We start from the raw sequence: 20,333 nt of genomic DNA, 5'->3' as shown, positions 1-20,333 counted from the left end.
CTCCTGGAAAATACGGGGCCGTTCGAACGGCTCGTTGCGAGGCCATAACATTTGCGCAAACGTTTGCAACAGTAATATTGCAAACGTTTGCGCGTTGACGTAGTCGCGAATAACGGCCGACACAGGCTGAGGCAGAAGGACGAGGCGAGGATGAAGATCGGCAAACCGCGATTGTCGGCGATGCGCATCGCGGAGATGAACCTCGGCTTCTTCGGCCTGCAATTCTCGTTCGGCCTGCAACAAGCGAACATGGGGCCGATCTACAGCTATCTGGGCGCCGACGAAGCGACGATGCCGCTGCTCTGGCTCGCCGGCCCGGTCACCGGCCTGCTCGTCCAGCCGATCATCGGCGCCTTGAGCGACCGCACCCAGACCCGCTTCGGCCGACGCACGCCCTATTTCCTGATCGGCGCGATCCTGTGCAGCCTGGGGCTGCTCGCCATGCCGTACAGCCCGGCGTTGTGGGTCGCGGCCAGCCTGCTGTGGATTTTGGATGCTGCGAACAATGTGACGATGGAGCCGTACCGCGCCTATGTCAGCGACCGGCTCGACGATTCGCAGCGCGCGGCCGGGTTCCTGACGCAGTCGGCCTTCACCGGTCTGGCGCAGACCCTGTCCTATCTGGCGCCGTCGATGCTCGTCTGGGGCGGGATCAGCGCGGATTTGATCGATACGAACGGCATTCCGGAGATCACGCGGATCGCGTTCGTCATCGGGGCGGTGCTGTCGATCTCGACGATCCTCTGGTCGGTGATCCGCGTCCCCGAACTGCCGCTCGATGCCGGCGAGGCCGCCGCGATCTCCGCGCGCCCGCTGTCGGCGCGTTCGGCGCTGGCCGACCTGGCCGATGCGGTGCGCGAGATGCCGCTCGCGATGCGCCAACTCGCGCTCGCCATGCTGTTCCAGTGGTTCGCGATGTTCGCCTATTGGCAATATGTCGCCTTTGCGATCGGCCGCTCGCTGTTCGACACCGCGGATGCGGCGAGCCCCGCCTTCCGCCAGGCGACCTTGGTCGCGGGCCAGGCGGGGGCACTCTATAATTTCATCGCGTTCCTCGCCGCCTTCGCGATGGTGCCGATCGCCAGGGCAGCCGGGGCAAGGTCAGTCCATGCCGCCGCCATGCTGCTGTCGGGTGTCGCGATGCTCGCGCTGCCGTGGGCGGACAGCCGGCTCGCGCTGTTCGTGCCGATGATCGGCATCGGCATCGGCTGGGCGAGCCTGATGGGCAATCCGTACATCATGCTTGCCGGATCGATCCCGCCGGAGCGGACCGGCATCTACATGGGCATCTTCAACATGTTCATCGTCATCCCGATGATGATCGAGACGCTGATCATGCCGCTGATCTATCGCCCGCTGCTGGGCGGCGATCCGCGCAACGTGCTGATGCTGGCGGGTGGGCTGATGCTGTGCGCATCGATTGCGACGCTCCGGGTCGCCGCCGGCCGGCGCGCGAGCGTGGCGGTCGTCTCAGGCTGACGCGCGCAGGATCAGTTCGGGCCGCATCGTCACCGACTCTGCCGCCCCACCCTCGATCCGGCTGAGCAATATCTTGACCAGCAGCCGCGCGCCGCGGCGCACGTCCTGGCGGATCGTGGTCAGCGGCGGGACGACATGCGCGGCGAGGCCGATGTCGTCGAAGCCGATCACCGCGACGTCGTGCGGGACGCTCAGACCACGGTCGGCGACCGCGCGCATCGCGCTCATTGCGACGACGTCGGACGCGGCGAAGATGCCGTCGGGCGAGACGTTGGCGGACAGGAACCGCGCGGTCTCGCTATAGGCATCCCCCTCGGTCAGGTGGAGCGGCAACACCGTTTCCTCGACGCCGGGCGCCGCAGCGACCACGCCGTGGAAACCGGCGTAGCGGTCGGCGAATTCGGGAACGCTCGGGTCACCGAGAAAGGCCAGGCGGCGGCGGCCGATCGAAATGAGGTGCCGCGCCGCCATCTCGCCGCCGGCGCGGTTGTCGGTCCCGACCGTAACCTGCGCCATGCCCTGCCGAGAGGCGCCCCAGACCACCAAAGGCTCCGGCCCGCGCGCCACCGCCTCGATCACATCCGTCTGGTTCGACTGGCCGATCAGGATCACCCCATCGACGCGCCCGGAGCGGACGATGTCGTCCAGCCAGTCGGTCCCCCGCGGGATCACCCGCGACAGCAGCAGATCGTAGCCGGCATCCGCCAGCGCATCCGCCAGCGGGCCGAGCAGCGCCATGAAGAACGGGTCCGACAGGCTTTGGTCGACTTCGTGGCCGAGCGGAATGACGACACCGATCGCGCCCGTCCGCTGGCGCCGCAGAGCGCTGGCGGTCTGGTTCAGCCGAAAGCCCTGCTCGGCCGCAAGCGCACGGATCCGCGCCTTCGTCGCGCTCGACACCCGCGAATGATCCGACAGCGCCCGCGACACCGTCGACACCGAGACGCCCGCGATCTTGGCGATTTCGACGAGGCCTGGCCGTTTCATCGAAACCCTTACTCCCTGCGCAGACGTCGACAACCACGTCCCTAACCCAGCATTCACCCGATCCGGGACGACGTTCAAGTCCGTCCGTCGTTTCTCTTCGTAATAAGCATCCCTCCGACACTTCAATGCCGGCAGAGCACTCGCAAATCCGACTTGCGCCGCGCGCGGGCCCGCGCTTCGATCTGCCAATCCGCACGCTCGTGAAGGGCGAAGGCGCATTTGATGCGACGATGATCGACAGTGTCCGGAACGTCGGCGGCATTCGTTCGCTCGGACTGTTCACGCCGAGCAAGGGGATATGAATGTCACGCCGATTGCGGGTCGCGGTGGTCGCCCATCTGCGCCATCCCATCGCCGAGCCCTTTATGGGCGGAATGGAAGCGCACGCGGCGCTGCTTGTCCGCACCCTTGTCGCGGAAGGGCACGATGTGACGCTGTTCGCCAGCGGCGACAGCGCCCCGGACCTGCCACTCCACCCGATCGCGGCCGAAGCCTATGAGGCGACTTTGCCCTGGGCGCTTTGGCACGGTCGGCAGGAATTGAGCGACTGGCTCGACACCGCCTATGCCGGCGCGTGGCAGGCGATCCGCGAAGGCGGGTTCGACGTCGTCCACAACAACAGCCTGTCCGCGCCGATCCACGACTGGGCGATGCGCGACGGCGTGCCGATGGTGACGTCACTCCACGTGCCCCCGTTCGCCCGGCTACGCGAGGCGGTCGCACGTAATATGGCGCCGTGGCTGCGCCTGACGGTGACGTCAGCCAGCCAGTTGCCGCTCTGGGCCGGGACCGCCGACGGACGCATCGCGGTCGCGCACAACGGCATCGATCTCGACCGATTTCGCTTTTCCGCCGACAAGGGCGACCGGGCGCTATGGTGCGGGCGGATCACGCCGACGAAGGGCACGGTCGAGGCGCTGCAGGCGGCGACCGCGGCGGGGATCGCGCTCGATATCGTCGGGCCGATCGACTGCGCCACCTATTTCGCCGAGGTGGAGCCGCTTATCGTCGGCGGGCATCGCTATCTGGGACATCTGGCGGGCGACGCGCTGGTGGAGCGGATGCGGACGGCGGCAATGCTGCTGTGCACGCCGCGCTGGGACGAGCCCTTCGGCCTCGTCGCGGCGGAGGCGCTGGCGTGCGGGACGCCGGTGGTGGCGCTCGATCGCGGGGCGCTGGCGGAAGTCGTCGGCGATTGCGGCGCGGTCGTAGCGTCGGTCGACACGCTTGCCGCTGCGATGCGGACGGCCGGGGATATTTCCCCTTACGCCTGCCGCGCGCGGGCGGAGGCGATGTTCGGCGCGCCGGCGATGGTCGCGCGCTACGCCGACAGCTACGCCGCCGCCATTTCGGGCGCGCGCGCCTCCAGCACCGCCATGACGCGCGCGGTACTGGCATAGGGCATGTGCGATTGCTGACGGGTCAGCGCCAAGTCACGCTCGTCGGCATCGCGCAGGATGACATAATCGTCACCGTCTCGGGCGATCAGCCCCATCAGTTCGAAGCAGCGCAGCCAGTGCGGCATCGTCCATTCGCCCCATTTGTCGCGGAACCGCCGCGCATTGGCGACGACGCTGGCCACGTGATGGACGGGCGGCATGTGGTGGGCATGATGCTGGTGATAGGCGCGCGCGCCGCGCGTCCAGAAGAACGGGACGCCGGCGGTGAAGGCGACCCGGCCAAAGTCAGTATCCTCGCCGCCATAGCCGACATAGCGCTCGTCGAACCCGCCCAGCGCCAGGAAACGGTCGCGGCGCATTGCGAAGTTGAGCGACCAGAAGCAGCGATAGTCGGTACAGTCGCCGAGCGGCTCGACCGGCGGTCCGGCGCGATCGCAATGCGTCTCGCCGACCGTCGCGAAATGCGCGAAATCCAGCCCGCCCGCCGTTGCGCCGGCCGGCAGATACTGAACCTCCCCCATCAACAGTGCATCGCGGCCGTCGATCAATCCGGCATAATCGGCGACGAACGCCGGATCGGGAATACAGTCGATATCGAGGAACGCGATCGCCTCCCGCTCCGCCGCCCGCGCTGCGGCGTTGCGCGCCGCGGCGAGCGGAATACCGCCACCGCCGAGCAGGATCTGGCGGATCGGAAAACCCGCCTCCGGCAGGTCGTAAGGCGTGTCCTGCATCACCCCCACGACCAGTTCGGCCGGCGGCAGCGTCTGGCGGTTAAGGCCGTGGACCAGATTGACCAGGTGCGCGTCGCGACCGCTGCCGAGCGTACAGACGGACAGGGTCATGCGATCGGCTCCGCCACGAGGATGCTGGCCGCCGGTTCCACGTCGCGCCACCGCGCCAGCCGGTCGAGCCACGCCGCCGCACCGGCCGCGGCATCGGGATCGACCAGATCGCGCTGGCGTGTCGGGTCGCAGGCTCGCGCCGCCTGCCAGGCGTGGCGCCACGCCAGCCCATGCGATGGCCAATGATCGAGCGTGACCGCCGCACTCGCTGCCCCGAGCATCCGCGCCTTCCATAATTGTTCGTCGAAGTAGCGCCATTCCGGCACGACGATCCACGGCCGCCCCGCTGCCGCGATCATGTGGACGGTGGTGTTTCCTGCCGAAGAAACAATGCGGTCGGCGGCGGCGATCCAATGTTCCGGGTTCGCGACCCATCCCATGTGGCGCAGATTGGCAGGTGGCGTCGCGTGCCAGTCGTGCTGCACCTCGCCGATCGTGATCCACAGGCTGTCCGGCTCCGCGCGCGCGCCGAGCGTCAGCGGCGTGACCGGCGTCCCCCCGCCCCCGCCGCCGCCGACCGCCAGCACGATCTCCGCATCCGCCGGCAGACCCAGCACCGCGCGTGCCGTCGCGCGGTCGGGCATGTCCGCGTCGATCCCGACGCCGGGCGCATAATGGGTCTTCGCGGTCATCCAGTCCGGCCGGCCGGGCTGTTCCAGGCTGGGGTGATAGGGTGCGAGAATGCCGATCGCGCCCTCATAGGCCGCCATATGTCCGGGATCGGCGCGGTCGCCATGTTGCAGCACGGCGACATGCGGCACCGACGCGATCCGTGCGAGCTGGCCCAGTTCGGCCGAGACGTCCGTCACAAACAGGGCAGGCCGCGCGCTGTCGAACCACGCCGCGATCGTCGCCACGGCCTCGGTGATCGTGCTCCACCCCAGCGGCGCGCAATGCAGCGTGTCGGGCGTACGATCCTTGGCGAAGCCGACCGGCGGGGCCGCGGGCGGTTCGAACAATGACGGTATCGTCACCACCCGCGCCTGTGGCGGCAGTGCGGGGAAGATATCCGCGCGTGCGGTGAAGAGGGTGATCGGCCGATCGGGCGGCAGCGCCGCTGCGATGGCGGCCGCCCGTTCGGCATGGCCGCGCCCCTGGTGATGGACGAAATAGCCGATGGGCGCGGTCATGCGGATACTCCTCCGAACCGTCGATCGAGTGCCTCGACCACGCCGCCGGCATAGGGTCGCTGCGCGAAATAGGCGCGGCCGCCGGCGCGTAGAGCGGTCAGCGCCGGTTCGTGATTGGCGACGACGATCGCGTTCGGGCAAGCCTCCAGCATGTCGAGGTCGTTGCCGCTGTCGCCGGCCGCGTGAACTTTCGTCAGCGGCAGACCCAGCCGCCGCGCCGCCCAGGCCATTGCGGCGCCCTTGCCCGCCCGTTCCGGCAGCACGTCGAGCAGGCGCCCGTGGCTGTAGATGACCCGCGCCGCGATGCCCGCCGTCGCCAGCCGATCGCGGACGCGCGCGGCGACCGCCTCGCTATCAGCGAAATAGCTGAGCTTGAACCGTCGCTGGTCGACCGGCGGCTGGGGGACGAGGTCGGCCAGGCTTTCCAGTGCGCTGGCGACGGCGCGCGGGCGCCAACCCTCCGCGATGTGCGCGGCAAAGCCGTCGTCGGCGGACAGGCACCGCCCCTCGCGCCAATAAATTTCCGACCCGACCGAGGTGATGAGCAGATCCGGATCGGGGTAGCGCCATTCGGCGAGCAATCGCTGCGCCTCCTGCAACGACCGGCCCGTCGCGACGCCGAAGCCGAGCGTCTGGCGCCGCTTCAGCAGCTCGCACAGCGCGGTGGCACCGGTCGCGCATCCGGTCAGCGTGTGGTCGATGTCGCTCAGCAGCAGGTCGTCGAACACCGGCCGCGCGATCATCGCCGCCGGACGCCGCACACGTTCGATCACGGCGCGCGCGATGCCGACGAAGCGCGTCGCATAGGTCGGCCAGCCGAGATCGCGTGACCTTTCGCGGCCATTGTCCGAAGCCGCCTGCCACGCCGTCCGATCGACGATCAGCCGCCGGATCGCATCGGCGAAGCACGCCGGGTCATTCGGGTCGGCGACCACCCCATGCCCCAGTCGCGCGACGATGTCGGCGGGACCGCCGTGGATCGTCGCGACCACCGGCAGGCCATGCGTCGCGGCCTCCGTCAGCGTCAGACCATAGGGTTCGGTGAGCGCGGGATTGACGAACACCCCGCCGGTCGCCGCCGCCAACGCATAGAGCCCGGCGATCTCGCCCGCGCCATGGCGCTTCGGCAGCGCGAGCGATCCGTACAGGTCGTGCCGATCGAGCCGTTCGAGCAGGCTGCCGACGACGCGGCGCTGTTCCGCCTCGCCGCTGTCGGGTCCGTCACGCAGCCCCGCGACGATCACGAGATTGCACCGCCGTCTGAGGTCCACGTCGGCGGCGTAAAGGTCGATGAGCGCGGCGAGGTTCTTCTTCAGGACCGGCCGGGCGATAGCGAGGAGCATCGGCTTGGCCGGATCGCGCAAGAACGGCGCGACCAGCGCCGCCGCGCCGTCGATGTCGGGCGCGCCATCCGCTGTCAACGCTGCTCCGGGCGGAACGCAGTGGATGCGGGCGGGGGAAGCGCCGGGATAGAGCATCAGCTGCCGCTCGGCCTCGTCGCGGGATGAGGCGATGATCGCATCGGCCTGTGCGATGGCGCGGGCCTCATGCGCGATACGACTGTCGAGGTCGCCCGATCCGCAGCTGGCGGCCTTGTCGATGCCGAGCGAGTGGGCGGTGTAGATGAAGGGAATGCCGAACCGGTCGCGCACCGCGGCGGCGACTTCGGCCGCATCGGCGAAATGGGCATGGATGATGTCCGGCCGGTGCCGGCTCGTCTCGATATGACGGATCAGCGCGGCGATGAAGGCCGGGCGGTCGGCAGCGTTCGCTTCCTTCGACAGATAGGCGCGAGTGCCGGTGTCGATCCGGCGGATGGCCAGCTTGTCGCTGATCGGCTCGTAAGGCTGCGAATAGGCCGGCCCCAGCGCCGGATCGTCGATCAACCGGGTGACGATCTCCACCACGGTCACGTCATCGCGTGCTGCGAGCGCCTGGGCCGCCCCCAAGGCATAGGTGATGTGCCCGCCTGTATCCTCGGTCAGCCCGAAGGCGACCGGCGGCCCCTTGATGCAACCGCCAAGCGCAAGGCTCATCACTCGCATATCGACGCATCCTAGCAGAGGGGCGCGCGTCATCAGTCAGTGCGGGAGCACAGTGATCGGCGCAGGATGTCCGCCGAACTCGACATTTTGGGGACAGGCGAATTACGCGCGATGGGCAGTGTGGTTTCGGTCGCTGGTGATCTGGATCATAGCGAAATGTTGCTGCGCTGCCTCAATATTCGCAGAAGCGGGATGCGTAGCAGACGAACGAAAAGAGGCCGCCGGCACGTACCGACGACCTCCCTTCGTTCGATCGGAAATTCGATCAGGCGTAGGCGCGTGCCGAACCGGTCTTGCGCGAACGACGCAGAACGCCGCCGATCGCACCGAAGCCGAACAGCATCATCGCCCAGGTTGCCGGTTCCGGCACTGCCGTAACCGACACACCGTCCAGCGCCGCACCGAACGCGGTCTGGGTGCCCGAGGTGAACGCCAGCGTCGTGGTGTCCGCGCCTGCGACGAACGAGTAGGTGACCGGCACCCACTTCATGTCGCTGCGCGTCGAGTTGGCAATGTTGAACGAGCTGATCTGCGGCAGGTTACCGCTGGCGACCGTCGACATGACCTTGGTGGTCGGGCCGCCGTCCGGATTGCCGGCGAGCAGGAAACGGACGTTGTAGGTGACGCCGACGATCGTGTCGAAGGTCTGCATGATCCCGCCCGGACCGACGCCGCTCAGGTCGATGCTGCGGCTGCCTTCACCGGCCTGCCAATAGTTGCCGACATAGTCGATGCTGTCGCCGGTCACGGTCCAGCCGGTGATCGCCGTCGACCCGTTGGTCAGCGTGTTGAAGCCGGTCGAGCCGATGGCGACACCGGATTCGAACCCGCCGTTGACGAAAGCGGCGGCGTTAGCCGACGATGGGAGGGCTACGAGCGCGAGCGCGCCGAGCAGGATTTTACGCATTAACGACCCCTTCAATTCACAGGAAACTTTGCCGTACTGGCGAGGGTCGTTACGATCGAATTAACCGTTTGTTCCGTCGGAACTTTTTGCGGATTTGTAAGTTCTGGCGTCCCAATTTTGCCGGCTTACGTATCATTTTGGGACGATCCGTTTTCACCGCCTGTCCGTAACATGCTGCAACACAAGGTTTTTGATTGTGCGGCGCAGCAAAACGCGTGGTCGAGTAAAAATTATTTATTTTTTCGGCTGGAACGATCGTTTCGCGCGCCACCGCGACAACCAGTGTGCCAGTCCTGTCGCGAACAGTATCGACGGAACAAAGCCCAGGATGATGGCGAGCACACGGGTCGCCAGCCCACCCACGGTGCCATCGTGAAGCGTGCGGATCCAGCTGGCGAGGGTTGTCCCGGTGCCGAAGCGTCGGACATCGTGGAGCGCCAGCACCTGCCCGGACGTGCGATCGACGAAGACATAGCTACCGGGAAATCGATCGTGGGGATCACCCGGCACCTGGAGCCGTACCCGGATCGGTAGGTCACGGGCGTTGGGCATGTCGATGAAGACGACGCGACCATCGGGCAGCGCATGATGGGCGACCGCGATCGCGCGGGCCACCGTGACTTGCCCGACGCCACCGACCGGCTTCGGGGCGACAGCGGTGGCAGGCGCGAAGATCGCCGTCACCAGCATGGGCAGTGCGAGCAGGACACCCGTCGCGACCAGCACCGCCAACAGCCCCATGCTCGCGATCCCCGGCAGCTTGTGTAGGTCGTACAGCCGCCGGATCGGTGCTGCATCGCGCTTGAAGGCGAGCGCCTTTACCCAACTGCCGCGCGGCCACCAAGCGATGACCCCGGTCACCAGCAACGCCAGCATCGCGACACCCGACCAGCCGACGATCTGCAACCCGACGTCGCCGGCGAGCAACTGCATGTGCAGCTCGTAGACCCAGCTCATCAGATAGCCGCCCCACGGCTCCGCGCGCAGGATTCGGGTGCCATCGGGCGAGAACCAGACCATTTGATGATCGCCATGCCCGGCGGCGACCGGATAATAACGAGCGGGAATGGCGCCGCCGTCGCCGGTCACCTCCAGCGTCCATTTGCCGCTTGGGTCGTTCCACCGTGCCCGCCCGGTCGCGAGCGCCCGGTCCAGATCGGGCGCGGCATGCGCGACCCGGATCGCCGGATGCAGTCCCGCATCGATCGCCGTGTAGAACACGAGCGCGGAGCCCGTCAGGCCGATGACCGAGAACAACAGGCCGAGGATCAGTCCAAGCCACAGATGAAGGCGCCGCAACAGCGTGCGCGTGCGCGCGTGGAGGGTCGCCATCAGATCGCGACGGACTTCGGGTGGACACTGAAACGGTCGATCGACGGCTTGACTGCCGCCGGTCGGCAGGACGCATCGGCGGTTGCCGACGTGGTGGTTCGGAACATGGCATGACCTCCGGCCGCCCGTTCGGCGGGCCGTTCGCTATGAATGCGTCGCCGCTCTTTCGAACGGCGCGCGTCTCACGGTCAGAGGCGGATGGGTGGTCCGCGCAGCGGTGGGCGCAGGCGTGCCGTTGTGGCGGGCGACGGCAGGGCCGCGCGCGACAGCCCCAGCGCCATTACGAAAGCGAGCAACACAACGAGCTGGATCGGATCAATCGCACCCGTTGCCGCCGCCGACAGGCCGGCAAAGGCGCAGGGCTGGTCCGCCTTATCGTGATCCTTCGCGGTGTCGTGGCCGCCGCCATGACCGCCGTGCATCTGGATCGGCTGCGGCGCAGGCGCTGTGCCCGGACAAGCGACGATGGCAAGGCGGCCATGATCGACCGCGATCATGTAGCCCGTCGGCACCAACAGCTTGAAGACCAGGGCCGCGGCGCACAGCACCATGACGAGGCGACGGTGCGCCAGAAGATGCCGAACGCCCTGCACGTGAGTGCGGATACCGGCGACGTGCCCCGGTGTCACCCGGTCAAATCGCCCCTTCCTCGTCGCAAGAACCGCTGCCGAGCGGATTTCACATCCAGGCGCAGTTCGACCGTGCTCGTCATCCAGCCTGACCGGGATGGGTCGCTGGAATCGATCCGACCGTCACCGACCCGCTCAGGCTCGCTGGAGCGTGATCTCGAAACAGGCGCCCGTCGCGCTCGGCACCAGAGCGATCGCGCCGCCGGTCACCGACAGCAACGACCGCGCGATCGGCAAGCCGAGCCCGGTCCCGCCCTGCTCCCGCCGCCCGGTGAAGAACGCTTCGAAGATGCGCGCACGGTCGGCCTCCGCGAGTCCGGCGCCGTCGTCCGCGACGCGGATCGTCGCGTCTGATAGGCGCCTCGCGACGGTAATGGTGACAGTCGTCGCGCCGGCCTGACGGCTGTTCTCGATCAGCGTGCCCAGCACGGTCGCCAGCGTCTCGCCGTCGACCCGCGCGTCGACGGGATCATCGGGCAGCACCAGATGCACCACCGGCGACCCGTCCCGCTCTGTTAGTCGCCGCGCGACGGCGACAATATCCGCGCGGGCGGCTTCGTCGAAGCTCGACAGATCGGCGCGCGCGAAGTCGAGCAGGCGCTGGACCAGCCGAGCCAGCCGGTCGGCATCAGCGCTGGCGTTGTTGAGGAAGCGGCGGCGCTCGTCGGGGGCCATCTCGCTCCCGTGATCGCGCAGCAGTTCGATCGCACCGCGGATGCCGGTCAGCGGCGTCTTGAACTCGTGGCTCATCGCGGTCGCGAAGTCGCGCAGATAGCGGGTGCGGTGGTCGATCCGCTCGGCCATCGCGCCGAAATTGTCGTAAAGCTCGCGGATCTCGATCGCGGCCGTCGCGGGCGCCTCCGGGATGCGGGTGCCGCCGCGCGCGACTTCCTCGCTGGCAGCGGCGAGCGCGCGGATCGGGCGGGCGATGCCGCGCGACAGCAGACCGGCGAGCACGACCAAGGTGGTGAAGATCAAAGCGACGCCGAGCGCGATCTTGCCCCGGTCCTGATAGATACCCAGGAACAGCCCGCGCGGGCTGCGCGACAGCATCACCGCGCCGACGACGCGGCCGTCGACCACGATCGGACGGACGTGATGGACGCGCAGGCCGGCGGCACGGCTCAGAACCTCGAACGCGCTGTACGGGTCGGTGCTGCGCTTGCGGAGGACCGTCGCGGGCTGGCCGGCCAGCGCACGGCGGACCTCAGGCAGCGCCGCATAGCTGCGCCCGCGGTCGAGCGCGTCGCCGACGACGACTCCGTGGCGATCGAGCAACCGCGTGCTCGACAGGGTGATCGCCGCGGCATCGTCGATCATCGGCGCCAGTGCCTCGCCGATACGCAGGGCTTGCGGGTCGGGCGGGCCGGCGGGCCGCGCGAAGGGCGCGGGCGGCAACACCGGGTCGACCCGCAGGTCGATCGCGGGCGGCTCCGGCTGCGGCGGCTGGCCGGAGCGCGGGGCCGCACCCCAGGCGATGCGGGCGGCGGAGGCGAGCATGGCGCCCTGCGCGATCAGCTCCGCCTCGGTCTGCTGGACCAGCGTATTCTCATAGACCCTGAGAGAAATCGCACCGACGCCGGGCAGCGCGGCGACGAACAGCAATGTCCCGAACAGGATCGTGCGCAGGCTGAGCGCCGGCCAGTGCCGCTTGGCGACGGCCTTGGCCGCAGCGATCAGTCGCACGTGCCGAGGCGATAGCCGACGCCCGAGCGCGTCTCGATCAGGTCCGCACAGCCCACGGCGGCGAATTTCGCGCGCAGGTTGCGGACGTGGCTGTCGATCGTACGGTCGGTCACCGCAAAGCCGGGACCGCGCAGCCAGTCGATGATGTTATCGCGGGTGAACACCTTCGACGGCATCGAGGCGAGCAGCATCAGCAACTGGAATTCGGTGGCGGTGGTCGCGACGGGCCGGTCGTCGAACCGCGCCTCCCACGCGTCGCCGTCGAGCAGCAGCCGGCCATGGCGTACGCGCGGTTGCGGCGGGGTCGGCGGGGGCACGATGCGGCGCTTCAGGATCGCGCCCACGCGGGCCACCACCTCGCGCGGAGAGAAGGGCTTGGTCACATAATCGTCGCCGCCGATCTCGATCCCGACGATCCGATCGACCTCGTCGTCGCGCGAGGACAGGAACAGGATCGGCAGGTCCGCCTCCGCCCCGCCCCGGCTGCGCAGGCGTCGGCACAGCTCCAGTCCGTCGAGCCGCGGCATGTTGATGTCGAGGACCATCAGGTCGGGCATGCGCTGGCCGACCCGCTCCAGCGCCGCTTCGCCATCCGCGGCCTGGTCGGTCGTCATCCCCGCCTTGCCGAGCGCGAAGACGAGCAGGTCGCGGATGTGCGGATCGTCGTCGACGACCAGGATGTGGTGCTGCATCGCGTACATGGGTTCCCTCAAAGCCGGGGGCGCGTCAACGGATTCGCGTGACGATGGTGATCGCGAGCCAGGGGCCGGGCGACGTCCCGAGCAGCGCGGGCCAGTACCAGCTCGACACATCGGGCATGCTGGATCCGTCCGTCGCGACGACGCGCTCGCAGATGCGCAAGGTACGGCCGTCGCGCGTCGCTTCGAAGCAGGAGGACAGCGCGCCATTGGGACTACGCTGCATCGGCACCGGCACGACGCGGTATCCGATCGCGGCGAAGCAATCGCGCACGGGATGCAGCTGGCGGGTCGCTTCGCCGACATGGCGCAGTACGACCTGACTGCGGCCGTCGCTGAACCGCGCGATCCGCCCAGGAAAGTCGCGCGCCAGCCGACGATCGAACGCGGTCGGCGCGATGCGGGTCAGTGGTCGGCCGTCGACCTGCGTCGGCCAGACGACTTCGGCGGGCGGTGGCGCAGAGCGCTGGGGAACGAACGGAGCCGCGGCGGCGGCGAAGGCTGCGAGCGCGAGCAGGAATCTCATGCCATCGCCTTTCGCGTCGTGACCAGCATCGCCGCGGCGATCATCGCGAAGGCGAGCAGCCCGACCGCCTCATGCGCGACCGGTCCGCCGAAGCCGGTGACGAAGCCGTTCTCGACATAGAACAGGCTGGCCGCTCGCAGCGCATTGCCGAACACCGCGACTCCAACGGCCAACGTCAATGTCCGCGTATAGCCTAGCGCACCCATTTGCCGCGCGATCGCGATCAGGCTGGCGAGGACGAGGCTCGCCCACAGCATCCGTACCCCGCTGCACGGCCCATCAAACAACAACTGCTGCCCGCGCCATTCGAGGGCGATCCCGTCGAGCGACACGGGAATGCCGTTCATCCGCAACAGCGCGACGGTGATGATCGCGGAGAGGCGGCGCAGCGGATAGGCCAGCAGGAAATCGAGCGTCGGCAGGATCGGCAGCAGCAGCGCGGCGAGGCCGGCGAGTGGAAGTTTCGGGACGTTCAGTCGGGCGATCGCGAGACAGACGACCACACCGCTCGCGACACCGATCTGGAGCAGCGCCGGACCGGTGATGCAGAAGATGGCGTAAGCCACGAGACCCGCCGCGACCGGCAACGCGCGCACCGCCCCTTCCGCCGCGATCAGCCTCCAGCCGATCAATGCCACACCCGGCACCAGCAGCAGCGCGGTCGTCGGGTCGTCGATGCGCACCAGCAGCAACCGCCACGCATCCCAGCAGGCGACGAACGCGACCGTCAGCGCGACCCGCAGCGGGATCACGCTGCCACCACGCGGGCGCGCCGGCGCCATAGCCAGCCGGCAGCCAGCGCGAGGATGACCAGCAGCGCCCAGGTTTCCGGCTCCGGTATCGTCGGCACGTCGTCGGCCGAGGGGACCGGCAGGTCGTTGGCGCGATAGTCGCGGTCGGTTTCCAGCACCACCGCTCCGCTGACCGGCGTGACGACATTCAGTCGCCGGGCGAGCGATATCTGGAGATCACGCGCCTTGCCGGTTGTCATCGCGTTTGCCGCAAGCTCGCGAGCCGCCCACAGCCGGAGGATGTGCGGAGAACCCGTGCCCGCTGCGATCGGACGATAGTCGGTACGCCAGACGGGACCGCGCAGGCCTGTGAAGATCGCACGCAGGTCGGCGACAGGGTCGGTACCTGGCGTCACCATCCGCGCGGTTTCGAACAGCGGCTGGCCGGTCATCGTCGTCGCACGCCCAGGTACGGCCTGATAACGGATCAGTTCCGGCAGCACGGTCGCCCGGGACAGCAGCTGTTCGAGTGCGGCACGCGAGCGGGTGCCGTCGACCGGTTGCGCGCCGTGAACCCAGATGACCCGCCCGCCCGGCTGTGCCACCCGCGCCGCCGCGTCGGCCAGCACCTCCAGATCGTCCTGCCCGCCACGATAGTCGAGCGCCTTGAGCGCGTCGAGCATCCGGGTCCGTTGTGCCGACGACCATGGCGCGGGCGGGATCGTGACCGGATCGTCGGCGGCGACTGTCAGCCCGACCGGCAGGCCGGCGGGTATCGCATCCAGCGCCTGCGCCAGCGCCGCCCCGGTCGCCGCCATCGGAGCGGAGGCGTCGAACAGGATCATCACCGCGCTCGCGTCGCCGCGCGATGGGGAGATGCGCTGTTCGACCGACAGCGGCGGCAGTGTGTTGGCGGCGGCAACCAATCCGGTACGCAGTGACGGAGTAACGAGTGCCGATGCGGTGAATTCAGACCGCCGGGCAAGCAGCTCGGTATCCGCTAGGATTCCACGTACCGCCGTGCCCGCCGCAGACAAGGCGGTGTCCTTCGTTCCCAGCGGGGCATCGCCGTCGATCCAGACATGATGCCGCAGTTCGTCGGCGATCTCGAAGTTCCGTTCGACGATCGCCGGCAACGCCTGCGTCCGCGTGCCGTCGCCTGCGACGACGAAGGGCGCAGTGTAGCCGATGCGGAGCTTCATCGTCGCGTGCGGTGCGATGGGGAACGCCTGCACCAAAAGCCGACCGGCGCCATCGGTCGTCACCAGCAGCGGATCGCGCCGCGCGCTCACCACCCGCTGATACGCCGCACGCACCGCGGCGCGTCCGGCGACGCTCGCCTCGCGCGGCTCGCCGTTCACCCACAATGTCGCGCGCGAAGCGACCGCGCCCTCGGGCATCGCCAGCGTGAAGCGCGCCTCGTTCTGGATGTCCGCGGCGTTGGCGACCTCCACCGTCCATTCGACATAGGCGAGATTGTCGGCGACCGCTGCCGACCCATCGATCCGCGATCCCGTGAGGCTCAGCCCCGGCACCCGCGCACCGACCTGCTCGCCGCCAAGGTCGCGGTCGAAATTGAACCAGTCGGCTCGCGCGGCGAGGCCGGTGACCGGTTTGGCGCGCGCATTGTACGCCTCGCCCGTCACGCGATAATAGAGCTCGCGCGCGTCGGTGCTGCGGTCGGTGACATCGTTAAACGGCCCGTGCGACCACAGGCTGGTGAAGGCGCCGAGCAGTCCGGTCACCCGCCCGCCCTCGCCATAGGCCAGGCGCAGCAGCAGGTCGCGGCTGCCCACCGCGCGCATCAACCGGACCGCACTGCGCCGGTCGTCGTCCGAGCCGCCGTAACGGTCGACCGCCAGATGCACCGCGGTCGCCGGCGCATCCGCCGCCGCGCTCACCGCGATGCCCAGCACGACGCCGAGCGCGACCAGCCGCCCGACCGGACGCTTCCACCGGATGCGCCGGACCGATCGGACGGCGAAGACCAGCGCGGCGAGCGGCGCGAACGGCAACAGGCCGAGGCCAAAAAGCAAGATCGCAGGGACCGAGATCGGCAGGATCGGCAGCAGCAGCACCGTGTAGGTCGTCGCCACCGCGATCGCTACGCCAGCCGCCACCGCCAGCCAGCGCGGGCCGCTCGCGCCCTCCTCGCGCACGATCATCCACAGCAACAGGTTCACGATCGGCACGCTCGCGACGAGCAACAGGTGAAGGAAGGTCGGCAGCGGGTCGAAGAACAGCGAGGCACACCAGCCGGCGACCAGTTCGCACAGGATGGCGGCGATCGGCAGGCCGATGGCAAAAATCAGCGCCGGCAAGCCGATCGGGGACGGGGCGAAACGATAGGACATCGGGCGACCTCACGGGTTGGGACGCCGCAATGGATGCCCGACCGTCGCGAAGCCCGTGTCTGCCGGGCAAGGATTGATCGCGCACGATATGTCGAGAAATCGTGCAGGACGGTGGTCCGGGCGAATTGCGCGGTGACAGGAGGGCAAAGGCCGTCGCATCGCGCCTTCGGAACGGGCATCCTGTCGTGGCCGTCATATCGACCGACCGGAAGGTACGCCCGCCATGTCCATCATCGCCTTGCCGACCCGTGACGTATCGATCGTGTCCTTGATCGCCGCCGGGCACCCCGCGCCGCCGAAAAGCCTGCTGAACCTGCCGGTCGGCACACCCGCCGCGCAGATCGCGGTACGGGCGGACACGGCGGCCCAGCGCAGCCTCACGGCGGCGGCGATCGACCGCGCGATGCTGGAGGCGGACCGACGCGTGCTGCTGGTTGCGCACGGCATCGGCTGCGCCGCGGCCGCCTGGTGGGCGCGCCTCTCGCCGCGTCCCTATGTTGAGCGGGTCGCCGGTGCCCTGTTGATCGCACCGGATTCCGACGGGTCGGATGGCCGCGCCTTTGCCTCGCCGCGCTCCGCCCTGCCCTTTCCCACGCTGGTGCTCGGCGCGACCGATGCGGCGCAACGCCTGTCCGACGAATGGGGCGCCCGGCTGATCGACGGACCGCTGCCGGCGCCCGAGCGGACCGCGACGCGCCGGCTGCACGCGATGATCCTGCGCTTCACCGGCGCGATCGTCGAGCGCGACGCGCAGCAGGCGCGGCGATTGCTGGCGATGATCGGGGACAGCTGATCCTGCGCCGTGCCGAGCGGTGACATGTTGCATTTTCGTGACGACGGCGGGCATAGGAGCGCCGCGCGACCGACATTCGTTTGCGGATCGTGCGTTGCAGGCGCATAGCACCCTATGGACCAACCCTCTCCGGCCCCGCCGGCCCTGAACCGGATTCAGGGGAACTGGCTCGCGGCGAGCGAACGCCGACTTCTGACCTGGCTGTGCGCGCGGATGCCGGCCTGGGTCACCCCAGACAAGCTTACGGCGCTCGGCATGGTCGGCGCGGTCATGGTGTTTGCGGGCTATCTGGCGAGTAACCTCGGCACCATCTGGCTGGCCCTGTCGATCGCCGGCTATGCAGTCCAGTGGTTCGGCGATTCGATGGACGGCAGCCTCGCCCGCTATCGGAAGATCGAACGGCCGTCCTATGGCTATTTCATCGACCATAGCTGCGACGGGCTCGCCAATCTGCTGATCGTCGCCGGCATCGGCCTGTCGCCGTTCGTGACGATGGACGTCGCGATGATCGCGCTGGCCGGTTACCTGCTGATGTCGATCCATGCGTTCCTGTCGGCGCGGGTGCTGGGCGAGTTCCGCCTGTCCTATGCTGCGGCCGGCCCGACCGAGCTGCGGCTGATGCTGATCGCGATGACGGTGCTGATGATGCTGGTCGGCACCGGCCATACCGTGATCGGGCGCATCTCGGGCTTCGACCTGTTCGTCGGCGCGATCGGGGCGATCCTGATCGTGTTGTTCGTCGTCCAGACCATCGTCATCGGGCGGCAGCTGGCGCTCAGCGAACGCCGCTGAAGGCTTGACGCCGGACGGCGGGGTGCAGACCATGTCCCGCATGCTCAGATACGCCCCCGCCGTCGCCCTCGCCTTCGCGATTCCCGCCGCCGCGCAGACCGTCCCCACCCGCCAGGTCGGCACCGCGACGCTGCAGAACGTGCCCGACATCCCCGCCGACGTGCGCGAGGCGGTTCAGCGCTACCAGAACAGCCGTGCCGCGCTGTTCGAGGACTGGATGCCCGACGGGTCGATGCTGATCGCCACCCGCTTCGGCGCAACGCAGCAGGTGCACCATGTCGCCCGCCCCGGCGGCGCGCGCACGCAGGTGACCTTCGCCGCCGAGCCGATCGCCGGCGCGACCGTCATCCCGGGCACCGACCGCTTCGTGCTGACCCGCGACACCGGCGGCGACGAATGGTTCCAGCTTTACGCGCGCGGCCTGACGGGGACGGCGGCGCAGCTCACGCAAGCCGACACGCGCAACGCAAACCCGGTGTTCAGCCCTGACGGCCGGTTGCTGGCATGGAGCCGCGCGACCAAGGGCTCGGCGGCCTATACGATCCTCGGCCTAGATCCGCGCACCGGCGGCACACCGCGCACGCTTTTTCAGGCAGACGGGGCGGTCGCGCCCGCCGACATCGCGCCCGACGCGTCCAGGCTCATCTTCGTGCGCAGCCTGTCGAACCGCGAGGATCAGCTGTTCGAACTCGACCTGACGACCGGCAAGGCGACGCGCATCGCCCCGACTGCGGCGGCCGCGACCTACAGCCAGCCGCGCTACCTGCCCGGCGGGCGCCGCATCATCGCGATCTCGGACCGTGACAGCGACACGCGACAGCTGGTCGAGATCGACATCGCGACCGGCGCGCAGACGGTATTGACGCCCGGGCTGAAATGGGACGTTGAAAGCTTCGACCTGACCAAGGACGGTCGGGTGCTGGCCTATGCGGTGAACGAGGACGGCGTCTCCCGCGTCGTCGTGCAGGACCGCGTAACCCGTCGCGCGCTGCCGCAGCCGAGCCTGCCGAAGGGCGTGCTGACGGCGCTCAAATTCTCGCCCAACGGTCGCAATCTGGCGATCGGGCTGAGTTCGGCGACATCGGCGGGCGACGTGTGGGCGTGGGACGTCGGCGGCGCAGGGCTCACGCGCTGGACGACGTCCGAACTGGGCGATCTCGATCCCGCGAAGCTCGCCGAGCCCGAACTGATCCGCTTCAAGTCGTTCGACGGCCTGTCGGTCCCCGCCTTCGTCTATCGTCCGACCGGCCTGCCCGCCGGCACCCGCACGCCGGTCATCATCGACATCCACGGCGGGCCGGAGGCGCAGACGCGGCCATCTTGGAACTATGGCGCACAATATTTCGCCGACGTGCTCCAGGCGACCGTCATCCTGCCCAATGTGCGCGGCAGCGACGGATATGGCCGCAAATATCTGAACCTCGACAATGCCGAGAAGCGCGAGGATTCGGTCAGGGACATCGGGGCGTTGCTCGACTGGATCGGCACGCAGCCGGGGCTCGATGCGAAGCGCGTCGCGGTCTATGGCCAGTCCTATGGCGGCTATATGAGCCTCGCCGTCATGACCCATTATTCCGACCGGCTGGTCGGCGGGGTCGAACGCTATGGCATCAGCAACTGGACGACCTTCCTCCAGAACACCGAGGCCTATCGCCGCGACAACCGCCGTGCCGAATATGGCGACGAGCGCGATCCGAAGATGGCTGCGGTGTTCGCGAAGATCTCACCGATGGCGAACATCGCGCGGATCACCAAGCCGATGCTGGTGATGCAGGGCGCCAACGACCCGCGCGTGCCGCAGTCGGAGAGCGATCAGGTCGTCGCCAAGCTGCGCGCGAATGGGAACGATACTTGGTACGTCCTGTTCGCCGACGAAGGCCACGGCTTCCTGAAGAAGCCGAACAACGACCTTCGCCGCGAAGTCGAGACGCTGTTCCTGCGCCGGTTGTTCGCGAAGCCGTAAGCCGGTTCGCCCGCGCGGGCGGGCGATTGATCGCTC

18 protein-coding genes are annotated in these 20,333 nt (G+C 68.5%); 6 read left to right on the top strand and 12 right to left on the bottom strand.

Annotated features, from left to right (window positions below; translation table 11 throughout):
- Positions 1-150 precede the first annotated feature (150 nt).
- Positions 151-1,479, top strand: coding sequence for an MFS transporter (locus ACFSC3_RS01030; RefSeq protein ID WP_380937847.1), 1,329 nt, complete (start codon positions 151-153; stop codon positions 1,477-1,479).
- Here ACFSC3_RS01030 and ACFSC3_RS01025 read toward each other — a convergent pair.
- Positions 1,471-2,466, bottom strand: coding sequence for a LacI family DNA-binding transcriptional regulator (locus ACFSC3_RS01025; RefSeq protein WP_380937845.1), 996 nt, complete (start codon positions 2,464-2,466; stop codon positions 1,471-1,473). The genes ACFSC3_RS01030 and ACFSC3_RS01025 overlap by 9 nt on opposite strands.
- A gap of 125 nt (positions 2,467-2,591) precedes the next feature.
- On the opposite strand from ACFSC3_RS01025, the gene ACFSC3_RS01020 reads away from it, so the two are divergent.
- Both ACFSC3_RS01020 and ACFSC3_RS01015 read left to right on the top strand, forming a co-directional pair.
- On the top strand, positions 2,592-2,768 hold the full coding sequence (locus tag ACFSC3_RS01020) for a hypothetical protein (protein ID WP_380937843.1): 177 nt from the start codon (positions 2,592-2,594) through the stop codon (positions 2,766-2,768).
- Positions 2,769-3,866, top strand: coding sequence for a glycosyltransferase (locus ACFSC3_RS01015; protein WP_380937841.1), 1,098 nt, complete (start codon positions 2,769-2,771; stop codon positions 3,864-3,866). It abuts the gene before it with no gap.
- Here the strand turns inward: ACFSC3_RS01015 and ACFSC3_RS01010 are convergent.
- From ACFSC3_RS01010 to ACFSC3_RS00960, 11 genes are all read right to left on the bottom strand, one after another.
- Positions 3,800-4,711, bottom strand: a complete 912-nt coding sequence (locus ACFSC3_RS01010; RefSeq protein ID WP_380937839.1) for a glycosyltransferase family 2 protein — start codon at positions 4,709-4,711, stop codon at positions 3,800-3,802. The genes ACFSC3_RS01015 and ACFSC3_RS01010 overlap by 67 nt on opposite strands.
- Positions 4,708-5,841: a glycosyltransferase family 28 protein gene (locus ACFSC3_RS01005; protein WP_380937837.1), complete on the bottom strand. Its 1,134-nt coding sequence runs from the start codon at positions 5,839-5,841 to the stop codon at positions 4,708-4,710. Before ACFSC3_RS01005 ends, ACFSC3_RS01010 begins: the two co-directional genes overlap by 4 nt.
- Positions 5,838-7,877 (bottom strand): HAD-IIB family hydrolase, encoded by a 2,040-nt coding sequence (locus ACFSC3_RS01000; protein ID WP_380937835.1) that lies wholly within the window; start codon positions 7,875-7,877, stop codon positions 5,838-5,840. Before ACFSC3_RS01000 ends, ACFSC3_RS01005 begins: the two co-directional genes overlap by 4 nt.
- 274 nt (positions 7,878-8,151) lie before the next feature.
- Positions 8,152-8,793, bottom strand: a complete 642-nt coding sequence (locus ACFSC3_RS00995) for a choice-of-anchor C family protein (protein ID WP_380937833.1) — start codon at positions 8,791-8,793, stop codon at positions 8,152-8,154.
- Between the two features lie 234 nt (positions 8,794-9,027).
- Positions 9,028-10,125, bottom strand: a complete 1,098-nt coding sequence (locus ACFSC3_RS00990; protein ID WP_380937831.1) for a PepSY-associated TM helix domain-containing protein — start codon at positions 10,123-10,125, stop codon at positions 9,028-9,030.
- A 188-nt stretch (positions 10,126-10,313) separates the two neighbouring features.
- The gene (locus ACFSC3_RS00985; RefSeq protein WP_380937829.1) at positions 10,314-10,754 is read right to left on the bottom strand and encodes a hypothetical protein; all 441 of its coding nucleotides are present in this window, start codon (positions 10,752-10,754) and stop codon (positions 10,314-10,316) included.
- A gap of 135 nt (positions 10,755-10,889) precedes the next feature.
- Positions 10,890-12,440 carry a sensor histidine kinase gene (locus ACFSC3_RS00980; protein WP_380937827.1) on the bottom strand — a complete coding sequence of 517 codons (1,551 nt, stop codon included), beginning with the start codon at positions 12,438-12,440 and terminating at the stop codon, positions 10,890-10,892.
- Positions 12,431-13,141 carry a response regulator gene (locus tag ACFSC3_RS00975; RefSeq protein WP_380937825.1) on the bottom strand — a complete coding sequence of 237 codons (711 nt, stop codon included), beginning with the start codon at positions 13,139-13,141 and terminating at the stop codon, positions 12,431-12,433. The genes ACFSC3_RS00980 and ACFSC3_RS00975 overlap by 10 nt, the downstream gene beginning before the upstream one ends.
- 25 nt (positions 13,142-13,166) lie before the next feature.
- Positions 13,167-13,664 (bottom strand): hypothetical protein, encoded by a 498-nt coding sequence (locus ACFSC3_RS00970; protein ID WP_380937823.1) that lies wholly within the window; start codon positions 13,662-13,664, stop codon positions 13,167-13,169.
- On the bottom strand, positions 13,661-14,446 hold the full coding sequence (locus ACFSC3_RS00965) for an archaeosortase/exosortase family protein (RefSeq protein ID WP_380937821.1): 786 nt from the start codon (positions 14,444-14,446) through the stop codon (positions 13,661-13,663). The genes ACFSC3_RS00970 and ACFSC3_RS00965 overlap by 4 nt, the downstream gene beginning before the upstream one ends.
- A complete protein-coding gene (locus tag ACFSC3_RS00960) occupies positions 14,413-16,749 on the bottom strand; it encodes a VIT domain-containing protein (RefSeq protein WP_380937819.1) in 2,337 nt (778 codons plus the stop codon). The genes ACFSC3_RS00965 and ACFSC3_RS00960 overlap by 34 nt, the downstream gene beginning before the upstream one ends.
- A 223-nt stretch (positions 16,750-16,972) precedes the next feature.
- On the opposite strand from ACFSC3_RS00960, the gene ACFSC3_RS00955 reads away from it, so the two are divergent.
- The 3 genes from ACFSC3_RS00955 (at position 16,973) to ACFSC3_RS00945 (ending at position 20,297) form a co-directional block, all read left to right on the top strand.
- The gene (locus tag ACFSC3_RS00955) at positions 16,973-17,542 is read left to right on the top strand and encodes an RBBP9/YdeN family alpha/beta hydrolase (RefSeq protein WP_380937817.1); all 570 of its coding nucleotides are present in this window, start codon (positions 16,973-16,975) and stop codon (positions 17,540-17,542) included.
- Positions 17,543-17,656: 114 nt separating this feature from the next.
- Positions 17,657-18,334, top strand: a complete 678-nt coding sequence (locus tag ACFSC3_RS00950) for a CDP-alcohol phosphatidyltransferase family protein (RefSeq protein ID WP_380937815.1) — start codon at positions 17,657-17,659, stop codon at positions 18,332-18,334.
- A 31-nt stretch (positions 18,335-18,365) separates the two neighbouring features.
- On the top strand, positions 18,366-20,297 hold the full coding sequence (locus ACFSC3_RS00945) for a S9 family peptidase (protein WP_380937813.1): 1,932 nt from the start codon (positions 18,366-18,368) through the stop codon (positions 20,295-20,297).
- Positions 20,298-20,333 lie beyond the last annotated feature (36 nt).

The organism is Sphingomonas floccifaciens (genome assembly GCF_042681125.1).
Lineage (GTDB): Bacteria > Pseudomonadota > Alphaproteobacteria > Sphingomonadales > Sphingomonadaceae > Sphingomonas > Sphingomonas floccifaciens.
This window is presented reverse-complemented; position numbering and strand designations above follow the sequence as displayed.

Coding starts and splice junctions, on each gene's coding strand:
- ACFSC3_RS01025 (WP_380937845.1), bottom strand. CDS start 2,466: ATGAAACGGCCAGGCCTCGTCGAAATCGCCAAGATCGCGGGCGTCTCG.
- ACFSC3_RS01030 (WP_380937847.1), top strand. CDS start 151: ATGAAGATCGGCAAACCGCGATTGTCGGCGATGCGCATCGCGGAGATG.
- ACFSC3_RS01010 (WP_380937839.1), bottom strand. CDS start 4,711: ATGACCCTGTCCGTCTGTACGCTCGGCAGCGGTCGCGACGCGCACCTG.
- ACFSC3_RS01015 (WP_380937841.1), top strand. CDS start 2,769: ATGTCACGCCGATTGCGGGTCGCGGTGGTCGCCCATCTGCGCCATCCC.
- ACFSC3_RS00945 (WP_380937813.1), top strand. CDS start 18,366: ATGTCCCGCATGCTCAGATACGCCCCCGCCGTCGCCCTCGCCTTCGCG.
- ACFSC3_RS00960 (WP_380937819.1), bottom strand. CDS start 16,749: ATGTCCTATCGTTTCGCCCCGTCCCCGATCGGCTTGCCGGCGCTGATT.
- ACFSC3_RS01005 (WP_380937837.1), bottom strand. CDS start 5,841: ATGACCGCGCCCATCGGCTATTTCGTCCATCACCAGGGGCGCGGCCAT.
- ACFSC3_RS00955 (WP_380937817.1), top strand. CDS start 16,973: ATGTCCATCATCGCCTTGCCGACCCGTGACGTATCGATCGTGTCCTTG.
- ACFSC3_RS00950 (WP_380937815.1), top strand. CDS start 17,657: ATGGACCAACCCTCTCCGGCCCCGCCGGCCCTGAACCGGATTCAGGGG.
- ACFSC3_RS00965 (WP_380937821.1), bottom strand. CDS start 14,446: ATGGCGCCGGCGCGCCCGCGTGGTGGCAGCGTGATCCCGCTGCGGGTC.
- ACFSC3_RS01000 (WP_380937835.1), bottom strand. CDS start 7,877: ATGAGCCTTGCGCTTGGCGGTTGCATCAAGGGGCCGCCGGTCGCCTTC.
- ACFSC3_RS00995 (WP_380937833.1), bottom strand. CDS start 8,793: ATGCGTAAAATCCTGCTCGGCGCGCTCGCGCTCGTAGCCCTCCCATCG.
- ACFSC3_RS00970 (WP_380937823.1), bottom strand. CDS start 13,664: ATGAGATTCCTGCTCGCGCTCGCAGCCTTCGCCGCCGCCGCGGCTCCG.
- ACFSC3_RS00975 (WP_380937825.1), bottom strand. CDS start 13,141: ATGTACGCGATGCAGCACCACATCCTGGTCGTCGACGACGATCCGCAC.
- ACFSC3_RS01020 (WP_380937843.1), top strand. CDS start 2,592: ATGCCGGCAGAGCACTCGCAAATCCGACTTGCGCCGCGCGCGGGCCCG.
- ACFSC3_RS00990 (WP_380937831.1), bottom strand. CDS start 10,125: ATGGCGACCCTCCACGCGCGCACGCGCACGCTGTTGCGGCGCCTTCAT.